This window comes from Mesorhizobium sp. WSM4312, from assembly GCF_002294875.1.
Taxonomy (GTDB): Bacteria; Pseudomonadota; Alphaproteobacteria; order Rhizobiales; family Rhizobiaceae; genus Mesorhizobium.
Genome location: NZ_NSFU01000029.1, coordinates 1 through 24,274 on the forward strand (window position 1 = coordinate 1; position 24,274 = coordinate 24,274).

18 protein-coding genes and 3 pseudogenes are annotated in these 24,274 nt (G+C 61.0%); 4 read left to right on the forward strand and 17 right to left on the reverse strand.

Annotated elements, in window-relative coordinates:
• Positions 1–252, forward strand: a 252-nt coding sequence (locus CK228_RS35655; protein WP_206516445.1) for a hypothetical protein, incomplete at its 5' end; no start/stop codon positions are given.
• A gap of 29 nt (positions 253–281) precedes the next feature.
• On the opposite strand, the gene CK228_RS31610 is transcribed toward CK228_RS35655, so the two are convergent.
• The 17 genes and pseudogenes from CK228_RS31610 to CK228_RS31685 form a co-directional block, all read right to left on the reverse strand.
• Positions 282–524: a DUF2274 domain-containing protein gene (locus tag CK228_RS31610; RefSeq protein WP_024502859.1), complete on the reverse strand. Its 243-nt coding sequence runs from the start codon at positions 522–524 to the stop codon at positions 282–284.
• 12 nt (positions 525–536) lie between these two features.
• Positions 537–1,751: a TrbI/VirB10 family protein gene (locus CK228_RS31615; RefSeq protein WP_063169228.1), complete on the reverse strand. Its 1,215-nt coding sequence runs from the start codon at positions 1,749–1,751 to the stop codon at positions 537–539.
• A complete protein-coding gene (trbG, locus tag CK228_RS31620; protein ID WP_164548809.1) occupies positions 1,748–2,773 on the reverse strand; it encodes a P-type conjugative transfer protein TrbG in 1,026 nt (341 codons plus the stop codon). Before trbG ends, CK228_RS31615 begins: the two co-directional genes overlap by 4 nt.
• Before the next feature lies 1 nt (position 2,774).
• A complete protein-coding gene (gene trbF / locus CK228_RS31625; protein ID WP_063169230.1) occupies positions 2,775–3,506 on the reverse strand; it encodes a conjugal transfer protein TrbF in 732 nt (243 codons plus the stop codon).
• Entirely contained in the window at positions 3,507–4,829 is a 1,323-nt protein-coding gene (gene trbL, locus CK228_RS31630) for a P-type conjugative transfer protein TrbL (protein WP_063169231.1), read from the reverse strand.
• A gap of 33 nt (positions 4,830–4,862) precedes the next feature.
• The gene (trbJ, locus tag CK228_RS31635; protein WP_024502854.1) at positions 4,863–5,588 is read right to left on the reverse strand and encodes a P-type conjugative transfer protein TrbJ; all 726 of its coding nucleotides are present in this window, start codon (positions 5,586–5,588) and stop codon (positions 4,863–4,865) included.
• Entirely contained in the window at positions 5,585–8,035 is a 2,451-nt protein-coding gene (gene trbE / locus CK228_RS31640; protein WP_063169232.1) for a conjugal transfer protein TrbE, read from the reverse strand. Before trbE ends, trbJ begins: the two co-directional genes overlap by 4 nt.
• On the reverse strand, positions 8,029–8,301 hold the full coding sequence (locus CK228_RS31645) for a VirB3 family type IV secretion system protein (protein WP_024502852.1): 273 nt from the start codon (positions 8,299–8,301) through the stop codon (positions 8,029–8,031). The genes trbE and CK228_RS31645 overlap by 7 nt, the downstream gene beginning before the upstream one ends.
• On the reverse strand, positions 8,301–8,609 hold the full coding sequence (locus CK228_RS31650) for a TrbC/VirB2 family protein (protein ID WP_024502851.1): 309 nt from the start codon (positions 8,607–8,609) through the stop codon (positions 8,301–8,303). Before CK228_RS31650 ends, CK228_RS31645 begins: the two co-directional genes overlap by 1 nt.
• A gap of 12 nt (positions 8,610–8,621) precedes the next feature.
• Positions 8,622–9,590 (reverse strand): P-type conjugative transfer ATPase TrbB, encoded by a 969-nt coding sequence (gene trbB / locus CK228_RS31655; RefSeq protein WP_024502850.1) that lies wholly within the window; start codon positions 9,588–9,590, stop codon positions 8,622–8,624.
• Positions 9,587–10,000: a CopG family transcriptional regulator gene (locus CK228_RS31660; RefSeq protein WP_063170364.1), complete on the reverse strand. Its 414-nt coding sequence runs from the start codon at positions 9,998–10,000 to the stop codon at positions 9,587–9,589. Before CK228_RS31660 ends, trbB begins: the two co-directional genes overlap by 4 nt.
• 116 nt (positions 10,001–10,116) lie before the next feature.
• Positions 10,117–12,141 (reverse strand): conjugal transfer protein TraG, encoded by a 2,025-nt coding sequence (locus tag CK228_RS31665; protein WP_063169233.1) that lies wholly within the window; start codon positions 12,139–12,141, stop codon positions 10,117–10,119.
• Between the two features lie 219 nt (positions 12,142–12,360).
• Positions 12,361–15,825: a Ulp1 family isopeptidase gene (locus tag CK228_RS31670; protein ID WP_063169234.1), complete on the reverse strand. Its 3,465-nt coding sequence runs from the start codon at positions 15,823–15,825 to the stop codon at positions 12,361–12,363.
• Positions 15,826–16,658: 833 nt separating this feature from the next.
• Positions 16,659–18,965 carry a S9 family peptidase gene (locus tag CK228_RS31675; protein WP_063169235.1) on the reverse strand — a complete coding sequence of 769 codons (2,307 nt, stop codon included), beginning with the start codon at positions 18,963–18,965 and terminating at the stop codon, positions 16,659–16,661.
• 667 nt (positions 18,966–19,632) lie between these two features.
• A pseudogene (locus CK228_RS36140) lies at positions 19,633–19,864 on the reverse strand (IS5/IS1182 family transposase); the annotation flags it as partial.
• 86 nt (positions 19,865–19,950) lie between these two features.
• Positions 19,951–20,995, reverse strand: a pseudogene (gene fni / locus CK228_RS31680) (type 2 isopentenyl-diphosphate Delta-isomerase).
• Between the two features lie 88 nt (positions 20,996–21,083).
• Positions 21,084–21,977, reverse strand: a pseudogene (locus tag CK228_RS31685) (hypothetical protein); the annotation flags it as partial.
• 902 nt (positions 21,978–22,879) lie between these two features.
• Between CK228_RS31685 and CK228_RS31695 the strand changes: the two are divergent.
• The 3 genes from CK228_RS31695 to CK228_RS31705 are packed head-to-tail and all read left to right on the forward strand — an operon-like array spanning position 22,880 to position 24,271.
• Positions 22,880–23,176, forward strand: coding sequence for a DUF2604 domain-containing protein (locus CK228_RS31695; RefSeq protein WP_024505654.1), 297 nt, complete (start codon positions 22,880–22,882; stop codon positions 23,174–23,176).
• Positions 23,169–23,786: a putative metal-binding protein gene (locus tag CK228_RS31700; protein WP_024505653.1), complete on the forward strand. Its 618-nt coding sequence runs from the start codon at positions 23,169–23,171 to the stop codon at positions 23,784–23,786. Before CK228_RS31695 ends, CK228_RS31700 begins: the two co-directional genes overlap by 8 nt.
• The gene (locus CK228_RS31705) at positions 23,783–24,271 is read left to right on the forward strand and encodes a Mov34/MPN/PAD-1 family protein (protein WP_024505652.1); all 489 of its coding nucleotides are present in this window, start codon (positions 23,783–23,785) and stop codon (positions 24,269–24,271) included. The genes CK228_RS31700 and CK228_RS31705 overlap by 4 nt, the downstream gene beginning before the upstream one ends.
• The last annotated feature ends 3 nt before the right edge of the window (positions 24,272–24,274 follow it).

Genomic DNA, 24,274 nt, shown 5'->3' on the forward strand with positions numbered 1-24,274 from the left:
CAAGGGAATCGCAAAACCGAATTGCAGGAAAACAGCGTCCAAATACCGCTAATCCTGCAATTCCAAAGCCGCTATCCGCCTCAATCAACAGGCCAGATCAATGGCTTGCGGATAGTTCACGGCCGACCAAATCGAAAATGCAAACTTAGGCTGTTGCGCGGTATCTCCTTCCACATCATCTCTTGCGCATACCTGCATTCCAAGGTGTTTGATCCTATGCTTCGCGAGGAGCAGGTAGGTCGCGACAGCTAGGCAATGTTCCAGCTGCCCTAGCGGAGGAGTCACGATTTTCCGGCAAGCTCCGTCGGCAGACGTTCCTTTCTGGCCTTGGCAAAGGCTCGGTCGCCTTCCAGAAACGCCGCCAGCATGAAAGGGATGAGTTCTGCCACGGTTTCAGACTGACCATAGGTCTGACGGTAAAGTGCAGCATACTCCTTGAGTGTTTGGCTCAGCTCCGCGCTGACGGTAATGGTGATCTTCGAAGCTGTTCGGTCCGGAAGTTTTCCAAGTTTCAGGTCAGCCATGATAACTCCTGCTCAACTGGCGTATGGCCGCAGCACGATGTCCTTGTGCACGATGACGCGCAGTGGCCAACCTGGGCGGACGACGATGGTGGGCTGGATATTGAGGTTTTTTTCGGTGATGCGCTGGCCGGCTCGACTGGCGTTCTGCTGGGCTGATTCCCGGATCGCCTTGACCAGATCGCTCTCGTTTTCGCCGAGGCTGAATTCTGTGCCGACACCGAGCAATGTGGCAAGCGCCACTCCCTTGATCATCTGCCAAGTGTGGAAATCGACTTCGTCTTCCAGCCCTGCGTAGCCGGCGGTGTCGCTCGCGGGCAGATTGTCGATTTCGGCCGACGAGCCGTCGGGCAGCAGAATGCGCTGCCAGACCAGCAGCGCTCGCTTTTGCCCGAACGCGACGACGCTGTCGTAGACGCCGATAAGACGTGAGCCCTGCGGAATCAGCAATATGTTGCCCGTGACCGTGTCGTGCACATTTTCGGTGACTTGCGCGACGACAAGGCCCGGCAAATCGGAATTGATGCCGGTGATCAGGCTGGCGGCAATCACGCTGCCAGCCATCAGTTGATATGGCGAGATCGGCGTCTGCAGCGCATGCGGATTGTAGATCCCGCCAGTGCTCCGCTGGCTGAGAAAATCAAGCTTTCGCTGCTGATTGTTCTGGTCGCCTTCCGCCGCCGCCACCGAGGCTGACGCGCGTCCTGCTTCGGATTGGGGAAGCGCCTCAAATGGATGCTGAGCAGTTTGCACGCTCTCTCCGACATCTGTCTTTTGAGCTCGATTTTCGACGCGGAAAAGCACCCGCGATTCACGCGCTTCGATCGCCTGCTGCGCTAGACGCTGCTCCTCGGCCGAGATGTCTTGGCCCGGCACGATGCCGAGCTGGCGCTGCCGCTCGAGGATGGGGCGGCCGAGGTCGCCCGGCAAAGGTAGCCCAAGGACGGGAGGCTTCGGCTTCATGCCGGAATAGTCATGGGGAAGCGTATCGAGCCCCTCGGCGGTTGGTTTGCGCTCAGTGTTGTAGAGATCTTCCGCCTGATCCCTGATGCGAAGGGCCGGCCCCTGGAGGGCGATCATGGTAACGCCGAAGACAGCGCCGGATCCGAGCGCTGCGATCGCGATGATCACACCGCGCCTGAACCGCACCACGCGGCGGGGAGAGGCCCGAAGCTGCAGTTCCTCGGGATCCAGTTTCGGCGGGATGCCAGAGCGGGAATTTTCGATCATGAGTCCTCACCTCGCCGGCTGCCGCGAAAGAGCGAGATCCGCCGTTGCGGTTGCCTGCCGTCAATCCTGCTGATGCGGATCACCTGCTGCCGCTTGGTGCCGAGGCGAAGTTCGGCCGCGGCGAAGAGCCGATCGACGATGTAATAGTTGCCGCGCACGCGATAGTTGACGAGCTCGCTGCTCCCATCTGCGCCGACGATGAAGAGTGGTGGCGCCTCGCCCTGATCTATGCGACGAGGGAACTCAATATAGACCTTGCTGCCGTCGTCGAAGGCTCGCGTCGGTCTCCAGGGCGGTGTGTCGCCACTGATTGAGTAGCGAAAGCGAAGGTTTTCGAGCGCGATATTCGACGCGACCGGTGTAACTGCCTCGGCTTGAGCATTGCGCTGGCGAAGCGCGATGATCTGGTCTTGGCTGTAGGTCCAGGAGATTGCCGCCATTGCGGTCTTCTCGGTGCTTTGAAGCTGCAAATGATAGGTCCGCCGGTCCGTCGTAATGACGACATTGGTGGCAAGACCCGGCGCGAAGGGTTTTACCAGAACATGGGTGCGCTGATTGTCACCGGTGCCGCTTGCGGTATCGCCAATGACCCAGCGCACGGTGTCGCCAGCCGACACGGCGGTTAGTTTCTCGCCCGGCTGCAGAGCGATGTCGGTCACGCGCTCCGGCGCGGCATAGAGTTGATAAAGCGCGCCATCGGTGAAGGGGTAGACTTGCACGGCATTAACATACCCGTACTTGGTGGGTTGCTGGGTCGCGGCTTTGTTGGCATCAGCGACGCGTTCTTCAGGGGGGCGCTTGTCCTCGGCCTTGCCGGGCTCGGGCTGCATTTGGCCAGGCAGCGGCAGTGGTTTTGGCACCTCGACAATTCTAATCGGCCTCTCCGGCGCCTTTTCGATCGCGGCCGGTTTGAAGTCGGCAGCGTCATAGGAAATCTCAGGCGGCGGCACCTTCTTCGATGCACAAGCGGAAACGACCGCTGCCGACACCGATAGGATCAGCACGGCACGAATCGGTGACATTTTACCTTTCATTGGTGGACTCCGTCGGAGAAAGGGGGGTTGGGACGGCGCTGTCGAGCTCGCGTGACCAGTCAATGGCATTGATGAAGACGCCGAGCGGATTCTTGCGCAGCTGATCCGTATTGCTTGGCGAGCGAATCACGATCGTGAGGATCGCAGTCCAGCGCATCGTGCTGGCAAGGCTTCCGCGCTCAAACACCTGCTCGGTCCATTTGACCTGGAATGAACTTTCGGAGGCTCTGACCACGCTGGTGACCTGTACCGAAACACTGCGCGTTCCGATCTGACCGAAGGGGTCGTTCGCCTTGGCGTATTCGTTGAGGAAGAGCGCTGCGCGATCGCTAGCAAAGTCGTACGCTGCCAACCAGTTCTGCCGTACCAAAACCGGATCGGTGGAAACGGAACGGACATTCTGGATGAAGCGGCCGAGATGCCAGGCGATCTGAGCATCCGAGGGCTCATAATTCCGGATCGCCGGCGCGACGGCGCGCGTCTCGCCGAAGCCATCGACCTCGACGACATAAGGCACGACACGGCTTTGCATCGACTGCCATACGAGTCCGCCGGAAAGCCCGGTCGCCAAGGCCAGGCAGCCAAGGGCCATGATCCGCCAGTTCCTGGCCTGCAGTCGAGATGAGCCGATGCGCTCGTCCCACAGCTGGGCGGCTTTTTGATACGGCGTGACCGGTTCGGGTGTTTTGCCGTAACGGTGCACGGGTCGCTTGAAGAGCATCTAGTCATCCTTGTCGTTGAGAGAGGGGGTGGCGCTGCCTCCCGGCCGGTCTCCGTCTCGGACAGCTTGCATGGCAGCGTGGCGATTTGCACGGGCGGTCTGTTCAGAACGTAGGCGCCTTGCCCACGTCGGCGCCGAAACAGTGGCCGAACCGGCAGAGCGTTCGGTCATTGGCGCTGTCGGCGTGCCGCCGGTCGCGGTCCACGCGGCATCGCGCCCGGCATCGGCGTTGCGCCCAACACTTGCAGTGGCGGATCGCGCTATGCGTATAGCGGCGCCGCCAGCTGCACTGGTTACACCATGCATTCCAGCAGCCACACCGGAGAGGCCAGCGTCGGGCGAGGTTGCGCGCCCGATCTGCCATGACGTGGAAGCAGCCGATCCCATTGTTGTGCCGGCTCGGATGGCGGCGACACCGCCGCTGGTTGCCATACGCGCGCCAGCAAATGCTGTGCCTCCAGCAACGAGTGATACACCCGCTGCCGCCGCGGTCGTGCCGAGGGCGGCGCCCGCCCCAAGCTGCGGTGCGCCTGAGACAAGACCCGACGCGATCCCCGGCCCAAAAATGCCAAGGCCAAGCAATGCCAGTGCGCCCAGTACCTGGGACATGGCACCGGCAAGATCCGGCTCCTTGCCTTGCAATGCGGAAGCGAACTCCCCGAAGAGCGTGGAGCCGATACCGACAATGACGGCGAGCACCATCACCTTGATGCCTGACGAGATAACATGGCCGAGCACGCGTTCGGCCAGGAACGCTGAACGGTTCCAAAGTGCGAATGGAACCAAAACAAAACCTGCCAGCGTGGTGAGCTTGAACTCAAGGATGGTGATGAAAAGCTGGATGGAAAGGATGAAGAAGGCGATGATGACCAGGAACCAGGCCATCAGCAGCACGAAGATGGTCAGTGCGTTGCCGAAGATTTCCGGGAAGCCCAGGAGCTGACTGGCTTGGTCAAGCATTGGCCAAGCACCTTCGAAACCGGTCGCGGCAATGCGGCCCGGGCGCAAGAGATTGTCTGCCGACAGATTGCCGGCCGACGCCTTAATCCCGAGACCGGCAAAAGAACGATAAACGATATCGGCGAGGTTCTTGAAATTGTTCAGAATGAAGGCGAAGACGCCAACATAGAGCACCTTGCGGACAAGCCGGCCGAGAACGCTGGTTTCGTCGCCGAGCGCCCACGCCAGGCCGGCAAGTGTGATGTCAATGCCGATCAGAATGGTAGTGAGGAAGGCGAGGTCGCCCGATAGCAGACCGAACCCGCTGTCGATGTAGCGGATGAAGGTCTCCATGAAGCGATCGATGACGCCAAGGTCGTTCATGCCGCTGCCTTTCTCGTCGTGATGAACTCGTGATTAATTGCCGGGATAAGCCGAGCCGGTACCCAAGAATCGCTTCGTCATCTCGCGGGCGGCTTCGTCTGACTGGGCCTTGCGGGCGGCATCCTCGGCCTCAGCTCGAAACTGCGTTGCGAGCAGCGTCTGGATCTGCATCTGCTGTTTTGTCGAAAGCGCCATCAGCTGGTTGGTGGCCTGGCTTGCCTGAAGCGCACCGGCCGCCCCTTGGCTGCGGTTGACGAGATCGGCGAGCAGATCGCCGTCGGCGCGGACGTTCTCGACGATTTGCGACTGGACACCCATGGTCTGGCGGAACGCCTGCATGGCGGTTTGCCAACGCTCCCGCGCAGCACTCGCCACATCGCTGACTTTGATCGTGGCGTCGTAGCTTTCCGGATATTGGCTGCGCCACTGGTCTTGAAGCTTGCCCAGATCAAAGCTGAGGCCACTCGCCTGGTCCATCAAGCCGTCGATGCGATGGAGCGAACCGGTGAGTTGGCCAACGGAAGAGAAATCCAGACGCTGAAGATTGCGCGCCATGTTCTGCAGCATGGTCGCCTGATTCTGCAGCGACTGGATCTGGTTGTTGATCTGCTCCAATGCGCGCGCGGCCGTCAGCACGTTCTGCGCATAATTGGACGGATCGAACACGATAAGGGCGTAGGCGGGCTGCACATAGTCGGCCATAGGCTTGGCGATCAGGGAAACGGTGATCAGGCCGGAGAGAAGGCGTCGCCGCATCATGAGAATTGCTCCTTGTCTGGTTGAGGGAATTGCTTGAGAAGTTCGCCGGCCCAATCGAGGCCGCGCGCGATCAGGAACTGCGAGGCAAAGCTGCCTTGCCCGTCTTCGGACATGATCCTGTCGATCAGAGTCTGCGTGGCCGGATCGGAAGCACCGCAAAGCGCAAGAGCGATGGGGCCAAGCTCGAGCTCGAACAGACGGTTGCCGCGGCGCGATTGCAGATAATACTGACGCTTCGGCGTGGCGCGGGCGATCAATTCGATCTGCCGCTCGCTTAAACCGAAGCGCTCGTAGGCTGTGCGCGCCTGGGGTTCCACGGCACGATCATTGGGAAGGAAAATGCGCTGCGGGCAGCTTTCGATGATTGCCGGCGCTATGCCAGAGCCCGCGATATCAGCCAGCGACTGCGTAGCGAAGACAACCGACACGTTCTTCTTTCGCAGCACCTTCAGCCATTCGCGGATGCGGGCGGCGAACAGCGGATTGTCGAGATAGACCCACGCCTCGTCGAGCATGATCAGCGTGGGCCGTCCGTCGAACCGTTCCTCAAGTCGCTGGAACAGATAGGTAAGCACCGGCAGCAAAGCGCTTTGGCTGTGCATTAACTCCTCGGTCTCGAAACACTGCACATCCGACAAGGCCAGCCCATCATGATCGGCATCGAGCAGGCGGCCGAAGGGACCGTCGAGCGTGTAGGGCATCAATGCGGTCTTCAGCGCATTGGATTGAAGCAGGACCGAAAGACCGGTCAGTGTGCGTTCCTGCGCCGGCGCGGTGGCAAGGCTGGCCAGCGCTGACCAAATAGCCTCCTTCACCTCCGGCGTGACGGTGACGTTCTCGTGGGCAACAAGGCTGGCGATCCATTCGGCCGCCCAGCTTCGGCTAGCCTGGTCGTTGATGCTGCGCAGTGGCTGAAAGGCAAGGGAACCGTCCGCTCCTAGCGCGTGGTGTTCTCCACCCATGGCAAGTGTTGCAGCACGGGCCGAATTGCCTTTGTCGAAGACATAAACCTGGGCGCCGGCGTAGCGCCTGAACTGCAGAGCAATCAGAGCAAGCAGAACCGACTTGCCGGCGCCGGTCGGACCAACAACCAGCATGTGGCCGACATCTTCGACGTGGGTGGAAAGCCGAAACGGTGTCGACCCACTGGTCTCGGCAACGAAAAGCGGTGGCGCTTCGGTTTGGGTGACTTTCGCGAGATGCTCGTTTGTCGCAGGACCGGCCCAAACCGACGACAGCGGCATGAGATGGGCAAGGTTCAATGTATGAACGAGCGGTTGGCGAACGTTAGCGTAGACATGGCCAGGCAATGAGCCGAGCCAAGCCTCGACCGCATTGACGCCTTCTCGGATCGTGGTGAAGCCGAGCCCATTGATGATGCGCTCGACCGCGCGAAGCTTCTCTGCAGCGGCTTGGCGATCCTCGCCCCACACCGTCACGGTGGTGGTGAGATAGCCGAAACTCACATGATCACCGCCCAATGCCTGAAGGGCTTCGTCGGCATCGAGCGCCTTGTTGTCGGCATCGCTATCGACAAGCGGGACCGGCTCGTTGGTAATGACCTCGCGTAGGATTGCCACGATCGATTTGCGCTTGGCAAACCACTGCCGGCGCAATCGCGTCAGCGTCTTCGTGGCTTCCGTTTTCTCGAGCGGAATGAAGCGCGTCATCCAGCGATAGGCGAAATCCTGATGATTGAGGGTATCGAGGATTCCGGGCCGGGTGAGGTTCGGAAAGCCGAGGATGGTCAGTGTGCGAAGATGCTGCTCACCCAGCATCGGCTCCAGGCCACCGGTAAGCGGCGCATCGACCAGGATTGCATCCAGATATATCGGCGTTTCCGGGGCCATGATAGGATGGCGACGAGGCGAAATCGTGCCGTGGAGGTAGGTCAACGTCTGAGCATCATCGAGGACGCGTACTTCGGACATGAAACCCGAGAAGAGATCGAGCACGCGGTTGGTCTCGTCACGGAACCTCGCCAGATCCTGGCGCCAGTCTCTTTCTCCTCGGGAATAATGAGAGTCGACGAGCGTGCTTTCTGCGCGCGCCTGGGCGTCCGGCGGTGGCATAAACACCAAGGTCAGATGATAGCGGCTCTCGTAGTGCGCTACCTTCCCCTCGAAAGCAGCGCGGCGTTCTTCGTCGACCAGCCACGACGCGGCGTCAGGAAAATGCGAGTTCGGATAGCCCAGCGCTTCTGTGCGCTCGGCCTCAAAGAACAATGCCCAGCCAGAGCCAAGGCGTCTGAGAGCATTGTTCGCCCGGGCGCAAATGCCGACGAGTTCAGCCTCCGTCGCACTTTCGAGATCCGGGCCGCGGAACCGCAACGTCCGCTGAAAGCTGCCGTCCTTGTTGAGCACGATGCCGGGCGCCACCAAGGCAGCCCAGGGTAGATGGTCGGCAAGCCGGTCGGCTTTGCTTCGATATTCCGAAAGGTTCAGCATGCAAGCCACCCCTTCAGACGTAGGTGGCGCACAAGCACGCTGGCGAAGTCCGGATCGCGTCTTGCGGCAAACACCGCTAACGAGTGGCCTGCGATCCAAAGCACCAGACCAGCAATCCATTGCTGCAAGCCGAAGCCAATGGCCGCGGCCACTGTACCGTTGAGGATCGCCACCGCGCGCGGAGCCCCGCCGAGCAGGATCGGCTCGGTCAGCGCCCGGTGGACCGGTACTGCGAAGCCCTCGATATGCTGCTCCCCGGCGGCCATCAGACGAGCGCCCCACCACCGAAGGAGAAGAAGGAGAGGAAGAAGCTCGATGCCGCGAAGGCGATCGACAGACCGAAGACGATCTGAATCAGGCGCCGAAAACCACCGGCGGTGTCGCCGAAGGCAAGCGTCAGGCCGGTGGTGATAATGATGATCACCGCAACGATCTTGGCGACCGGTCCCTGCACGGACTCCAGGATCTGCTGCAGCGGCTGCTCCCACGGCATGCCGGAGCCGGCGGCATAAACCGGGGCCGTGATAAGAAACGCGAGCGCTGTGGACGAAAGAAAGCGAAGCTTCTTGCGCATGAGGAAGGCCTTTCAAAGCTGCTGGAGTTGCGAAAGCGTGAGCGGGGCAACGGCGTAATCGCCGCTGCCGTCGAGACCGGTGACCTCGGCGATTGCGTCGATGTGGCGCGACGAGCCGCGTCCCGCTATGAAGACGATCAGATCTATCGCCTCAGCGATGAGCCGGCGGGGAACGGTGACCACCGCTTCCTGGGCGAGTTGCTCAATGCGATAGAGAGCCGAGCGCGCGGAATTGGCGTGTACGGTAGCGATGCCGCCTGGGTGCCCGGTGTTCCATGCCTTCAGCATGTCGAGCGCTTCCGCGCCCCTCACCTCGCCCACGATGATGCGGTCCGGCCTGAGCCTCAGCGTCGAGCGCACGAGATCGGCAAGGGTGACCGAGCCCCGCCTTGTTCTCAGGGCAACGCAGTCCCTGGCCGCGCACTGCAGTTCGCGTGTGTCCTCGATCAGGATCACCCGATCGTCGCATTCGGCGACTTCAGCCAGCAGAGCGTTGGCGAGTGTTGTCTTCCCCGAGGAAGTGCCGCCGGCGATCAGCATGTTGCGCCGCTCGCGGACGGCCTTTTTCAGCGCATCGGCCTGCAGCGGCAGCATGATGCGTTCGGCAACATAGTCGGCCAGGGTGTAGACTTTCGCGGCGGGCTTGCGGATGGCAAAACATGGCGCCAACACCACAGGTGGCAGCAGGCCTTCGAAGCGTTCGCCAGACGGCAATTCGGCACTGACGATCGGGTTGTCGGCGTGCGCCTCGGCGCGCACGTGCGAAGCAACCAGGCGGATGATACGTTCTGCCTCGGACGGGTGCATGTGAACGTCGGTATCGACCCGACCTTCGCCTAACCGGTCGAGTCGCAGCGCGCCGTCGGGATTGACCATCACCTCGATGACGGACGGATCGGCCAGGGCTTCGGTGATTGCCGGACCCATGGCGGTGCGCAGCATGACACGCCGCCGGTGGTCGGCCTCGGGATGAGAGCTCATCCTTCCCCTCCCCCACCATTGTCTTTGCTAAGCGACTTTTTGCCGGAAGCGATCTGGCGGCCGACCTTCTCAACGAATTTCTCGAAACGCTCTTGGGCAATAGCCTGCGTTGCCCGATCCGGGACCGGCGTGTGGGCGTGAAGGGTGATCGAAAAGCGGATGAAGAGCGCCAGGCTCTCCAGGATCACCTCGGAATCGCGCCTGACGTGGGCAAGATCGCGGGAGAGCCGGTCAAGCCTTACGCCGTAGCGCCGATCGAACTCGCTCTCGCCACGCCGCTCGATGAACGCCTCGATCGCCTTCCCCACGATCGCTGATTTGGTCGTTGACGGATCGCGACTGAGGTTGTCCAGTTTCTCGCTGAGCTCCGGCTCAAGCAGAAACTGATGGCGAATGCGGTGCGGCTTCATGCGGATCGTTCCGACGGCCCGGCGTTGCGCCGGCGACGGGAGAAGCATCGGCCAGACGCTCAAAATTGCTTATGGCCGTTATCTACGCTGAGGTGCGCTCTGCAACTCAGCGGACTTCAGAAGCCGGGAATGACATCGTCGCCCCTGCCCTCGTTGATACCGTAGACGCGGGCCGCAGTGGAAATCCGATCCATGACACGCTTGTCCGCGAGCGCTTCGCTGTCATCGTCTGCGGGCTTGTACAGATCGGCCTGATCGGGCTCTTGAGAGACAACAACGTCTTCTTCGGGCAGGCTTGGATGGCGTTGCTGCTGAACGCCTCCCTCGTCTTCAACTGGCGCGTCGGCGCTTTCCTCGTCCGCAGCAAGTCGGCTATCGACGCTGCACACTTGTCCAGTCCAGCCGTCCGGGCGTGATGCAGGGCAGTCCGCATAGGGTCCGTCGTGCAGCACCGGCGCAGGCAGCACCCGATCTGTGAAATTCTGATCCTGATAATAGCGCAGCTTCTTGGCGCGGATCGGCGGCAACCCAGAAACCAGGACCAATTCGTCTGACGGCGGCAATTGCATCACCTCGCCTGGCGTCAGGAGCGGGCGCGCGGTTTCCTGGCGGCTCACCATGACATGTGAAAGCCAGGGCGCAAGCCGATGGCCCGCATAGTTGCGCATCGACCTAAGTTCGGTTGCGGTGCCGAGGGCATCCGAGATGCGCTTGGCCGTGCGTTCGTCATTGGAGGAAAAGGCAATTCGCACGTGGCAATTGTCGAGAATAGCATTGTTCTCGCCATAGGCCTTTGAAACCTGGTTCAAAGATTGTGCGATCAGATAGGAGCGAATGCCATAACCTGCCATGAAGGCGAGCGCCGTTTCGAAGAAGTCGAGGCGACCGAGCGCCGGAAACTCGTCCAGCATCATGAGCAGCTGATGCTTACGGCTCTTCTTCGGGTCCCCCTCCAGACGCTCCGTCAACCGCCTGCCGATCTGGTTCAAGATCAGTCGCACAAAAGGCTTGGTGCGCGAGATATCCGAAGGCGGCACGACCAGATAGAGCGACAGCGGTCGCTCTCCATCCACTAGGTCAGCGATGCGCCAGTCGCAGGACGAAGTGGCCGCCGCGACCGTTGGATCACGATAAAGCCCGAGAAAGGACATGGCGGTCGAGAGGACGCCTGAGCGCTCGTTTTCCGACTTGTTCAGGAGTTCGCGAGCCGCCGAGGCCACTACGGGATGGACCTGAGGGTTATGCCCCGTCCCGAGATGGTTTGTCGTCATCATCCGCCGTAGCGTTGCGGCAAACGAGCGTTGCGGGTCCGACAGGAAGGTGGCGACGCGGGCCAGCGTCTTGTCCTCTTCAGCGTAGAGCACGTGCAAAATGGCGCCAACTAGGAGTGAATGGCTGGTCTTCTCCCAGTGGTTCCGTCGCTCCAGCGCGCCCTCGGGATCGACGAGGATGTCGGCGATGTTTTGAACGTCCCGGATCTCATCTGGGCCTTTGCGCACCTCCAGCAGCGGGTTGTAGCGTGCCGATCTCGGGTCGGTCGGATTGAACAGAAGGCAGTACGAGAATTTCGACCGCCAGCCGGAGGTCAACTGCCAATTTTCGCCTTTTATATCATGAATGATGGCAGACCCGGTCCAGGAAAGTAGCGTTGGAACAACCAGCCCCACGCCCTTGCCCGAACGCGTCGGCGCAAATGCCATGACGTGCTCCGGGCCGTCATGGCGCAGATAGCGATCGTTCAGCCTACCGAGGAAAACGCCCGCCGGCCGTAACAACCCTGCCGTCTCGACCTCATGAGTCGTGGCCCACCGTGAAGACCCATAGGTCGTAACCGACCCGCGCTGTCGCGCGCGCAAAAGCGAGCCAGCGATTGCGGCGGCACAACCCAGGAATCCGCTGGCGCCTGCAAGCGTACCGGCTTTGTCGAAGACCTCCGGCGCATAAGCATCGAAGTGGAACCACCATTCAAACAGCTTCCACGGCTTGTAGATTGGCCAGCCGGCGAAGAGAAACCATGGTGCGCCGAGAGGCGTCTGGTAGGTCAGCATTTGAGCGCACCATTGGGTTGCCGTCCATACGCCGATAATGACAATTGCGCACACAACGGCGATCTGCCCGATCAGTAGCTTCGTAGGTGTCATCGGCTTGGCCCGCTGAACAACGCGACCTAGCATCGCGCGGCGCAGCCGGGACAGGAATGTTCCTCACATACGATTTGGGAGCAATGAACGACTTCCTACGTATGCAGGTCGGTCAGCACGCGTGTTGCGCCTTCACGCGACACCATCCGCCACTCCATCCTTTCCATTCACCCTGAGGCCCGGCGCCGCCGACAGTTGCGTGACCGCTCCTCCGCAAAGTTATCTTCTGCGTTCAGGGAGCCACGGCGCCTGGGCTGGCTGATGAACACCGTCCGCTCGCGCATGTGGGGTCGAATTGATTTGTGCCCAAGTGGAGGCAGGCTCGTCTTCCAACAGTTGCCGCAGTTCCCCTGGCTCGAACGCCATCATCGGTGGGGAAGCGGGTTCATCCTCCAACAGTTGCCGCAGTTCCCCTGGCTCGAACGCCATCATCGGTGGGGAAGCGGGTTCATCCTCCAACAGCTGCCGCAGTTCCCCTGGCTCGAACGCCATCATTGGTGGGGAGGCAGGCTCGTCCTCCAACAGTTGCCGCAGTTCCCCTGGCTCGAACGCCATCATTGGTGGGGAGGCAGGTTCGTCCTCCAACAGTTGCCGCAGTTCCCCTGGCTCGAACGCCATCATTGGTGGGGAGGCAGGCTCGTCTTCCAACAGTTGCCGCAGTTCCCCTGGCTCGAATGCCATCATCGGTGGGGAGGCGGGTTCATCCTCCAGCAGCTGCCGCGGCTCTTCCTCGTGCGGCAAGCGCCTCCTTAGCCGGTCTTGCAGCGCCTGCCGATCGGCAACGAGGTTGTCGAGGGGCAGCGGCTCGTGGTCTGGCCGCTGCCCTTTCACCAATCGTTCAACCAGCGCCCACGTGCCCTCCAGGACAAATACGCCGCAATCATAATGGTTCGTCTGTCTGGCCATGGGGGCTGGCGCCAAGGTGGCATTCAGCAGTCCTGCGAGCTGTTTTGCAGGCACGTCGTTATATCCCTCTCGCTGGAGGGAGTCGTAGTGATAGGCGAACCGCCTTTCCGGGTCGCGGCGATCAACGAGCAGCAGCGACCAATGGGTGCCGGGGCTAGTAGCCGTGCCATTATTCACTGGCAAGAACAGGAAGTCGGCTGTGGCGTTGTTTTGATTATAGATGGACTGCAATATGCCTCGAGCGTCTTGCGGCGACGTGTGTCGCAGTAGATGGGATACGGAAGGATCCACCAGCCGAGTCCGGGCAGCGAGCGCCGGATTGATCCCCTGCAGTTGCCCCTCCAGCAAATTGTAATCTCTCTGGATATGGGCGTCGCTCAGCCATTCGGCGGCGCCGAGCACCCGCCCCGTTGCAACGTTGGACGGGGCTGTCGGATCGAGCGCCCCGATCTGAGCCCCAGAGGAACTGGTAGTCAGTGTGGTCACATCAACCAGTGGAAGGCCGCGGTAGGTGCCTGGCAGCCTAGCGGTTGCTGGCGAGGCGGGTTGGGGAGCTCTTGCCGGTGCCGCTGGCCCAGCTTCAGCAGCGGCCCCAACGCGCCTGGTGACTGCGTCTGCCGGATGAGCAGAAAGGACAGTTTCGCGCCCGAGCACAATGCGCGGCAGGATATCCCGGAGGTGAGCCAATGCAGAACTGATACTTAGCCTATTACCATAGGAGACAGCCTTGAAGCTCTCAACATCTTTATCCAGCGATTTGTCGTGAATCCGAGCCGCAATCCCAAGCTTGTTATTTTGACGCAGGTACTGACTAAAATGTCTAAGAAAATTTGTATAGCCGCCCACGGTATCTGGATTCCGTCCGGTCGCAGGCGCTGCCAGGTACTCCTTGGTCGAAGCGGCTCTGTAATTTCTAATGAGCTCGGCATCGTCAGGATAGGGGATCACGACAGGGCGAGCCATAATCGGGGCTCCGCCTGTCGACTTCTTGAGGTAACGCAGTGCGCCAGCCACGGTGGAGGAACCACCCGTACTCTCGTACTCCTTGAGATCCTGATCCAGCGACGAATGGTAAAGCCGAGCAGCAAACCCTGGCTTGTTGTTTTGAAGGAGCCACCGACTAAAGCCGAAAAGAGAATTTACATTGTAAGTGACCGTGTTCGCTTTGGCCTTACCCGCGTGGAATGCTGCCCTCAGCCCTTCGATAGCGGTCGCATCGTTGGAATAGACAGGACGCTTGTCGGCACCGTCGGGGACTACAATTGGACGATCCGGCTGCACTGTCGAGGGCATCGACCCACCACCTCCGGGATGCGGTGCTGGGGTGGATTCGTGCTCATCCCTCTGCCTGACGAGCTGCGCCTCACATTCCGGTGTAGCCACCTCATGAGGATCCTGCATCGGTTCGATCCCCTCCATCTCCTGCTGCAACCAAGCCAAAGCTTGGCGAGCGGCCTGCGCGGCTTCATCAACCGCGGAGGATGTCTCCACACCTCTGGCGGACGCCGGCAGAGCCTGCTCCGCCCGCCGTCGAAAGAGCTCTGGCGAGGCGGATTTCTCCGCCCACAATCTGGGCTGCGTAGCGAGTCCCCGTCCAGATTTATGTGGCACCGCCTCGCTTGGCAGCGGGCTGCTCCTGTCCCGTGCAGCTACCAGCTCCTCCGGGGCGCCCTGGTCGCCGTGGCGCCAGTTCAAGTGAGGGACGGCCTCTCCAAAGTCGGGCGCTTGGTGTTGGTGCGCGGTTGGGGCGAGAGACAATGGTAGATCGGTGCCCTCCTTATAACCTACCGGCAGGAGCTCCTCTGGCCAATCGAATCCCTGCTGTGGTGCGGTATGCTGAGCAGCGTCGCCACGGGGACGAGCCTCCATGCTGACCGCGTTTTCCAGATGATTCCCGAGTATAACGCGCGGCGGGTTCTTGCGGAGATAAACCAGCGCAGATTCGATCGGAGCTCCACCATTAGAGGAGGCGGCCTTGTAGCTCTCAACATCTTTATCCAGCGATTTATCGTAAATGCGACCCGCAATTCCGAGCTTGTCATTTTGACGTAGGTAATGACTGAAATGGTTAAGAGCAGTTGCGTAGCCGCTCGCGGATCTGAAATGTCTGGTGAGCGCGGCGTCGTCAGGATGGGGGTTCAGGACAGCGCGACCCACAATCGGGCCGGCTCCGCCCATCGACTTCATCAATTGACGCAGTGCGCCAGCCACGGTGGAGGAACCACCCCTACTCTCGTACTCCTCGAGATCCTGGCTCAGCGACGGATGGTAAAGCCGAGCAGCAAGCCCTGGCTTGTTGTTTTGAAAGAGCCAACGACTAAAGCCGAAAAGAGAATTTGTGCTGCGAGTGACCGTGTCCGGCCTGGCTTTACCCGCAAGGAGTGCTGACTTCAGCCCTTCGATGGCGGTGGCATCGTTGGAATAAACAGGACGCTTGTCGGCACCGTCGGGGACCACAATTGGACGATCCGGCTGCACTGTCGAGGGCATCGACCCGTCGAGATGCGGTGCTGGGGTGTATTCGTGCTCGTCCCCCTGCATCACAAGTTGCGCCTCCCGTTCCGATGTACCCACCTGATCGGTGGGGAGTTGCATCATCACGCGAGCGCCTGAGTTGCCAACCTCACCTGGTTGCCGCTCAGTGACAGCATGCTGCAGATTGCTTTGGATCCTCTGCCTCTTCGTTGGTCTCAACTCACCTTTACCATGCGAGCCATTGACGAGGACCTCCTCGCCTAGCGCACCCATCAACTCGTCCGCCGCCTGCAGTTCGCCCAAGTGCTGCTCAAAACCGGCTTGGCCGGCCTGTCCGCTTGCTCGTGCGGTACGGCGTGCTGCACCTGCAGCCAAGCTGCCACGATGAATGTCTAGTTTGTACGGGTGCACGCTATCCTCACTTCCACAGATCACATGAGCAACCTACTCAGGCAAGCTTTCGAGAGGCTGACGAGGTCCGCCGCCGCGGAAGGCGAAGGCTGGTTTTCTGCTCAGCGGTTGACGGCCTCGCGTGTTGCGGCCGCGCCGGGTATCACGCCAATCAATCTGAATAGTCGATGCGTCAAACGAACCAGGATGGGATTTTCGTAGCGGGGCTGCTCTACTCACTCTTGTCCTGAGGGCAGAATTCAACCATATCGCCGAGCAACTGGATGCCGATTGGATACCCGATCCGGAAAGCTTCAGCTCATATGTGACGCGAGGATGAGAATCGTGGCAGCTCCAGACCGACGGGCTGCCACCCACAGCGGCGATGACCGACGAGGGTCTTCTATTGCCAAGGCAATCGTCCGTTCGGGGACCTATGTGTTCCAATGCTCGTCGAGCGGATCGGTGGGCCGCACCGCCGTAGCGTTACGGCGAGCGGAAGCGGCGTTGGGTGCGGCTTTTCCCCTGAACGCTTCACACCAGGCTGATAGGGGATCTTGCAATCGCACACACGCGGTCTGCAGGCGTGCCTATCAAGCAGTTTGCTCAGACCAACGTCGCGGCGAGCCGATCCTCAATACGCAGCGCAAGTCCTAGACTCCACGATCGTCCTTCGGTGCAGATTTGCTCGCGCCTCGCCCTGATTACAGCTGATAAGGCGAGCTAACAATTGCAAGAGCCACAAGCTATTCCAGCTCGATCGGTTTGGTGTTCCAGTCGGGCGGGGTCTGACCGAGAATGTTGCGAACGAAGAAGTCTAGGAGTTTGCGCTCGGTGTAGGTGCCTAGAGTATGGTGATTGGCACCAGGAACGTAGACCATGTCAAAATCTTTTCCTGCCTTGATGAGTCGATCGGCAAGCTGGAACGAGCAAAACGGATCGACATTATCATCCATTTCGCCGACCGCGATCATCAGCTTGCCCTGCAGCCTGTGAGCATTGTCAACGGCGGAGGATTGCGAATATTCAATGCCGACCGGCCACCCCATCCAAAGTTCGTTCCACCAGGTCTTGTCTATCCTGTTGTCGAAGCAGCCGTTTTTGGCGACGGCGACCTTGTAGAAATCGGGGTGAAAGAGCAGCGCGCTGACTGCACTCTGGCCGCCGGCGGATGCGCCAAAAATGCCGACGTTGGATATGTCGTACCATGGATATTGCGCGGCCGCCGCCTTGTGCCACAGAATGCGATCGGGAAATCCTGCGTCCTTCAGATTCTTCCAAGCAACATCATGGAAGGCGCGGGAGCGGTTGTTGGTGCCCATGCCGTCGATCTGAGCAACGACGAAGCCCAGCTGCGTGAGCGGCTCTGTCCACCGCGAGAAGGATTTTGGGACGAAGGAGCCGTGGGGTCCAGCATAGATATTCTCCACAACCGGGTATTTCTTCGTCGGGTCGAAGTTGGCTGGCAGGTGGAGCACGCCCCAGATGTCAGTTTTGCCGTCGCGCCCCTTGGAATGGAAACTGAGCGGCGGCTGCCAGCCTGCGGCGACGAGCTCAGAAATGTCGGCCGTCTCGATCTGCTGGAGCTTGGCATTGTCGCTGGCGCGGTAGAGTGCCATGCGCGGGGGCAGATCGATGCGTGACCAGAGATCGACATAATAGCGCCTGTCAGGCGAGAACTCGATATGGTGGTTGGCCGGTTCGGGCGTCAGTGCAGTCAGTCCCTTGCCGTCAAAGCCGATGCGGTAAGCATGGACCCAATAGGGGTCCTCCTGCGAGTTCATCCCGCTCGCCTCGAACCAGATCTGACGCTTGACCGGATCGACATGGTTGACCCTCCGGACGACCCACTCACCTCGCGTGATCTGGTTTTCGAGCGCGCCTGTCCGGCCGTTGAAAAGATACAAATGCTCATACCCGTCGCGCTCTGATGCCCAGATGATCTCCTTCCCGTCATCGACATCGTAACGGAAGATTTTTCCGGCATCCTCCTGGCCATGCCCCAGCGGCAAATAATCAACGAATGTCTCGCTGGTCTCATCGATCAGGGAGCGCCCGCGGCCCGAGGCGGCGTCTACCTCGACCAGGCGATAAAGCTGATGCCCGCGCTGGTTATATTCGAAAGTGAAGCCGCGGCTGTCCGCCCACCACCGGAGAGGGGAAAGTTCGAAGACGTTCGAGAAGAGGGCACCGTCAATCACGATCTGGCGCCGGCCGGCAATGTCGAACAGGACTGGCTGGGGCAGCGGAAGGACATCGCCCGGCCTGGGATAGAATTTTGTTGAATATTCCCGCTCCAACTGGTCCGTCGAAGAATTGAGGTAGCGGACCTCTCGCCTATAGCCGGGGCGAACAAGGTAAGCGGCGAGGTGGCGCGAGTCCGGCGACCAGCTCAGCGTCGAAAAGACGTAGCAATTGCCTTCGGCTCCGTCCCGGCTCAGAGGAACATCCTGCAATCCGTCCTCGCTGCGCAGGAAAACGTTGCAGTTCTTGATATAGGCGATCCATTTGCCGTCGGGCGACGCGTTGCTCTTGTCGGGGTTGTTCTCCGCTGGCGGCGTGTAGCGGTGGCTGAGCTCCCTACGGTCCCCTTTCCTTGCATCGAATGTGGTGCTGGTACAGTCATAGCTTGCAAGGTCGCAGCTCCACCGGGTGTCTTCAATCTGGAAGTCGAGCCTGCGACCATCCTCACTCAGTTCGAAACGGTCGAACGGAAGATTGCCGGCTTGATAGCTCTCATGGCTCACCTTGTTTAGCGCTGCCGCCAGACGCGCCTGATCGAAAGCGGGCCGCTTGAAACCCGTGGCAGCATCGACCTGCATGAACTGCTGCTCGCCGTGGCTAGTCCGGCGGTAGACGAAGGCTTCACCCCCGGTCAGCCAGAAAGGCATTTTGGGGACATTGACAGTGAGCCCGCCATATCGATCGTTGATCGTAAGTGCGCGCTTGAAATCGGCCGGCGCTAGCGTCGGGTGTAAACTTTTCGAACCCTTGGCCAGCGTCTGAGTTGCCGATCGCCATGCGGCGCGCGTCAAAGCGCCGATCCTGGACATACCTGTTCACTTCTTTCGGTTTTCGGAATGCTAATTTTGAAGTTGGGTTCTCGTCGCCGGTCTGCAGCAGCGCCGAAGCGTCGCCTTGGAGGAGAGCCAGCACGCGGGTGCAGCCAGGCACGCGCAACAGGGGCGCTCCTTGGACATCCAGGCACTGGTTCGGGTGCCGATTGAAGAGTTGGCGTCCGCCGCCGAAACAACCAGGAAAGAGCGTCCATGCAGCCCTGACGCGACTATTTCCCCGCGAGTATGGCCGCTTGCTTTTCTGCATCATCTGAAAGGTCCTGCTCTAGTCGGGCCGGATGTCACCCCGGCAGAAATCATTGTGCTATTTCGACAATCTCCGAGCGATTGCCGCCGGCCCATGACGAGGTTTACCGATAGGGCGCAATATGCGTGCCAAAGGAAAAGCGGTTTAAATACACGGCAATCCGCCTATGTCGCATCCCCAACATCGTCGCACACCGGACAATGCCGGACGAAATTGTCCCGGGGCGTCAAATTGGTTTGATGGTGACCCAAGGAGTTCTGGCTTTATCTGAGGCGTTCGGCCTTTTTCGAAAGCCGGACTCTTCGCGCGTTTCCGACGGCCCGAAGCGCCTGATCAAAGCTGACGGCATTCCCGGGTCTTGGCCTTGCCACAGCAGCACCTGCTGCATCAATTCCGACGGACGCTGTAGAACACCTGCAACACACGGCCCGCAGCAATTTCTCCGGCGCAACGCTGGGGCGACCGCCTTTGGCACTGCAGGCGTACATGCCGGAAAGGATGCCGTCTAGCCGCACCAGCGCTCCATTGATCATCAGCCGGTGCGGGCACCAGGATGACCGGCTGGAACGAAATCTTCCAACCGCTTCATCGTGAACAGCTGCTCCATGAACACATCGCTCCCGTCAATCGAGCCGTCTCGCCAGGGGGATCAATAGTCTGTCTTTGGCGTAGGTATTTCAGCAGCCTGCTGTTAGCGTGCGGACGACGCCGACATCAACCGGCGGACAAATGCGACGAGGGCAACAAGCGCGCCTGACGCAACGCCGCCAGATCAGCCGAGCCCGTGCAGAAGCAGGCGACGGCCAACTGGCGGATGACGATCTCGAAATGCGCGACAACGGCCCCGGTGGACACTGTCGCCGCGCCCAGCACGCTGGCCGCCTGCCCGGCGATGTCCGCGCCCAGGCGGATGGCCTTGGCCACGTCGACGCCATCGCGGATCCCGCCCGACGCGATCAGCTTCACCGTTGGCAGCGCCCGACGCACCGCCTGCACGCTGGTCAGGGTGGAATCCCCCAATCGGCGAATGACATCGCCACTGCACGGTCGGCGGCATTGCGGGCGCGCTCGCCCTCCACTGCGGCCCAACTGGTGCCGCCGGCGCCGGCGACATCGATTACCGCCACGCCCGCCTCGACGAGCGCACAGGCACCGAGGCGGACAGGCCCGCCCCCACTTCCTTGGCCACCATCGGCACGCCCACGATGCGCGCGGCGCCAGCGATCAGCGCCAGGACGCCGCGCCAGTTCGCGGTCGCCCTCCGGCTGTACCGCTTCCTGCAGCGGATTGAGATGGACGATGAGCCCATCGGCCTCCAGCGCGTCCACCGCGCGACGCGCCAGGTCCAGGCCGTCGGCCTCCCGCAGTTGCGCGGCGCCGATATTGGCCAGCAAGGGAATGTCTGGCGCCAGGCGGCGCAGCGCGCGCGTTAGCCCCTGGGAGTTGCGGGATTGCAGGCTCACACGCTGCGAACCGCACATGGCGATCCCCAAGGCTTGCGCTGCCTCGCTCAAATGCCGGTTGATGGCCTCGGCCCGTGGCATGCCGCCGGCCATAGAGCTGATCAGCAGCGGCGCGCGCATAGCCTTGCCCAGCAGCGAGGCGCGCAGGTCGATCTGCGTCAGGTCCAACTCGGGCAGTGCGCAGTGTTCGAGATGGATGTACTCCCAGCCAGCGGCCACCGTGGCCGGCGCCGTTCGCCGATCCAGCACGATGTCCAGATGTTCGTCCTTCCCCGGCTCAGGGCGGTGTCGCTCATGCTCGCTCCATCCGTAGCAGCGGGCGACGGCGTTGCGTCGGATCGAACCGACGGCAGCGCGCCCAAGCCGCCGCCTCCGGCGCGTCCAGGCCGACGCACGCTGGCCTCCCCCTGCAGCGTCGCTGCGATAGCGGCTGGTCGAAGTCTGGTAGTACTGCGCGCGGATCGCCGCCATCGCCTCGATCAACGGTCCCCACGGCGCGGGAAAGCATTCTTCCGCCATCACCCGGTGCAGCATGCGCGTATGGCCGGCCAACTCGTCGTTGAGGAACTCAACCACAGGCATAGCCGGATAGCGCTGCAGAAGCAGGATCGCCGCGTTATCGCCGGCCGACCTGTCCTTGTCGCGTCCATGCAGATCGTTCTGCAGGCGCCCTATCACTGAGATGAGCCGCAGGACCTGGCGAAACGCTGGACGCGCGCGCAAGGTCGCCATGTCCAGCCCCCACAGCAGCGACAGGCAACAGAACACGGTCCCGTAAGCGATCGAATCGATGCCGTTGTGCAGGTACTCGGCGTAAGACCAGCGTCGCGCCCCTGCCGCCTGCGCGTGTCCGGCGCGCAGCGCCGCGCAGTAGCACCGGGTATAGTCGAGAAGCCGAGCATAGTCGTGACGATCGTAAGCGAGCGCAGCCAGCGAAGCGCGCAGCTGAGCGCAGCCCTCGAATCCGGAGAGCACGCACGGTACGCCGTGCCCCAGCGCCTGCTCCAGGGCGGCGAGCTGCTCCGGCGCGATCAGGCCAACGTCGTTGCAATCGTCTAGCCAGAACAGCAGCGCCAGTTCGCGATAGAACGCCACGATCAGCGTTTCGTCCTGCGGATCGCGGCCGGTGCGGGCGCTGGTGTCGCGCAGGCTCGGGTGAATGCGTTGCAGGATATACTGGCCGCCCCTTACCGCTTCCTCAGCATGCTCATCCGCGAAACCGGTCAGGGCACGCCCCCACTCAAGCACCTGCTGCAGCGCGCGTTCGGTCTGGATCATGGCGCCGCCCCTGCTCCCTCGGCTACGACGCGCCGCCCACAACGAAGCGCCAGCCACAACCCGGCGAGACCGCATCTCCGCGCCATAACGGCGATCGCGAAGTTATCGATCCGATTGCCAGTTGCTGATGCAAGCTCTTGTGAACGGCCGTTAGGACCGGCCCGCAGCCTCGCCGGCAGTATCGAGCAATCCGCTTGCGCCGGCTCGCCATAGCAGGCGAGGACGGCAAGGTCGCCGGCGGCAAACGCACGCGAGCACATTGCAAGCGACATCCGCGAACGCGGCGCCGACTGGTCAGCCTCCGCCTCGGTGCCCGCATATGTCCGCGAGTCGAGCAGCGCCTTCGCCACGAAATGAGCAGAACGCCTTACGAGCATCGACCGCCGGCTGCTGCGCATGCGCGATGATGAGGCATGGTCTCGCAGCGGACCCGTTCCGACAGATGCTGCACCAGGGACGAGGCGACCTTATCCAACAAGGCACCACTTGCGCTGTTTGTGGAGACGAGCGTCGGCTGCATCCATGCGGCTGCTTGAGTGGTGAAGACTCTGAACGACGGTTCCTACGGCGCTGCCGGCGCAATCGGCTGCTTGGGGGACGCGTGACGCAGTCAAAGCTCCCCTTGCCAAGCACGGAGCAGGCGAGTGAGAGAGCAGATGAATAGGCGTGTCGCCAATATTTTTGCATTGCTCTAATCGATTATAGTTGTGAGGAGCAATTTGAGACCATTTACTTGCGGCTCAAGTCACCCATAAAAGAAGGCAAGCACCGATTCGGTAGCTTATCCCCTGTCTTTCGCGTACTCGCGGCCGTGGCGCCGGGTGAACGATTGAAGACCGCCGGTCTCACTCGCAGGTGGGCGCCAGGGCGTGGGGCGGTTGGCAAGCCACAGGAGTAGGACAATGTCGAAGGATTCGGGTAAGGGCGATAATCACGGCGGCGGACCGGGCAAGATCGAGATCACGGTGGTGGTGAACGGCCAGCCCACGCAGGTCGAAGCCAATCCCAACCAGCCGCTTCACGTCATTCGTACCAAAGCCCTTGAGAACACGCAGAATGTCGCCCAACCAGCCGAGAATTGGGAATTCAAGGATGAGGCCGGCAACTTGCTCGATGTCGACAAGAAGCTTGGCGACTTCGGTTTCCCGAATACTGTGACCCTGTTCCTCAGCCTGAAGGCGGGCGTCGCAGGTGCCTAAACACCAAAGTGTGGATCCGGAGGTCTCCCGAGCGAAGTTTGATCGGGAGATCGGCCGGTTCCGGCCATATGCTGATGTCTATCGGGCTCAGGGCTGCTTCTTGATCGAGGCGACCTTTCCGCGCGCTTTCTTCATTTTCGCCAGCCCCAAGTTAAAGCCACGGGTGGTCAGCGCAGCGAGCGAGGTCGACTTCACCGACTACGACTTAAGACCACCGTCCGTGGTCTTCGTCGATCCGTTTACGCGTCATCCGATTGCCCGGAAAGATCTATACCTGAAAATGCTTAGACGTCCGCCGCTGCCCGGAACGCCGCCGGAGATGATAGGAGCTCTCATCCAGCAGAACGCCGTGCCGCTGACGGACTTCATCCAGGCCAACAGTCCCGAGGACGAACCATTCCTGTGCATGGCGGGCGTCCGGGAATACCACGACAATCCAGCCCATTCAGGTGATCCATGGCTGCTTCATCGGGGTTCTGGCGAAGGCTGTTTGGCCTTCATCCTGGACAAGATCATCAAGTACGGAATCGTTCCTATAGAGCAGTTGCAGATTCAACTCCAACCGACAATCGTAGGAATGGTGGTATCCCCTCAGGCGATACAAGAATGACTGGTTTGAGAGATGTAACGATCGTGACTCTCCCGCGCGGCTGCATCTCGACCACGCATGGGCATCTGCGCTCAGTTGGTCGCGAGGGCAATGAGGGGATGGCGCTCTGGGTCGGCGTTCAGCAAGAGCGGCACTTTGCCGTAACAGAGACGGTTATCCCGGCGCAGCGTCACATTCGGACAAACGATGGCGTTTGCGTGATCGTTGCGGCCGAAGAACTGCACCGGCTCAATGTCTGGCTCTACAAAAGCGGCCTGAAACTCTTGGCCCAGATTCACAGCCATCCGGGCCGCGCCTACCATTCGACGACGGACGACGCTTATGCGGTTGCTACCACGGTTGGGTGTCTGTCGCTGGTAGTGCCGAATTTCGCCCGCGAGCCTTTCGATTTTGCTCGGGTCGCCGCCTATCGGCTTGACGAAAAGGCCAAATGGAATGCGCTCCCTCCCGCGGCACTGTCGCGAATGATCATGATATCGAGTTGAACA

Bases quoted from the DNA above. Each gene is read 5' to 3' on its own strand.
- CK228_RS31610 (WP_024502859.1), bottom strand. From the start codon at position 524: ATGGCTGACCTGAAACTTGGAAAACTTCCGGACCGAACAGCTTCGAAG.
- CK228_RS31615 (WP_063169228.1), bottom strand. From the start codon at position 1,751: ATGATCGAAAATTCCCGCTCTGGCATCCCGCCGAAACTGGATCCCGAG.
- trbG (WP_164548809.1), bottom strand. From the start codon at position 2,773: ATGTCACCGATTCGTGCCGTGCTGATCCTATCGGTGTCGGCAGCGGTC.
- trbF (WP_063169230.1), bottom strand. From the start codon at position 3,506: ATGCTCTTCAAGCGACCCGTGCACCGTTACGGCAAAACACCCGAACCG.
- trbL (WP_063169231.1), bottom strand. From the start codon at position 4,829: ATGAACGACCTTGGCGTCATCGATCGCTTCATGGAGACCTTCATCCGC.
- trbJ (WP_024502854.1), bottom strand. From the start codon at position 5,588: ATGATGCGGCGACGCCTTCTCTCCGGCCTGATCACCGTTTCCCTGATC.
- trbE (WP_063169232.1), bottom strand. From the start codon at position 8,035: ATGCTGAACCTTTCGGAATATCGAAGCAAAGCCGACCGGCTTGCCGAC.
- CK228_RS31645 (WP_024502852.1), bottom strand. From the start codon at position 8,301: ATGGCCGCCGGGGAGCAGCATATCGAGGGCTTCGCAGTACCGGTCCAC.
- CK228_RS31650 (WP_024502851.1), bottom strand. From the start codon at position 8,609: ATGCGCAAGAAGCTTCGCTTTCTTTCGTCCACAGCGCTCGCGTTTCTT.
- trbB (WP_024502850.1), bottom strand. From the start codon at position 9,590: ATGAGCTCTCATCCCGAGGCCGACCACCGGCGGCGTGTCATGCTGCGC.
- CK228_RS31660 (WP_063170364.1), bottom strand. From the start codon at position 10,000: ATGAAGCCGCACCGCATTCGCCATCAGTTTCTGCTTGAGCCGGAGCTC.
- CK228_RS31665 (WP_063169233.1), bottom strand. From the start codon at position 12,141: ATGACACCTACGAAGCTACTGATCGGGCAGATCGCCGTTGTGTGCGCA.
- CK228_RS31675 (WP_063169235.1), bottom strand. From the start codon at position 18,965: ATGTCCAGGATCGGCGCTTTGACGCGCGCCGCATGGCGATCGGCAACT.
- CK228_RS31695 (WP_024505654.1), top strand. From the start codon at position 22,880: ATGTCGAAGGATTCGGGTAAGGGCGATAATCACGGCGGCGGACCGGGC.
- CK228_RS31705 (WP_024505652.1), top strand. From the start codon at position 23,783: ATGACTGGTTTGAGAGATGTAACGATCGTGACTCTCCCGCGCGGCTGC.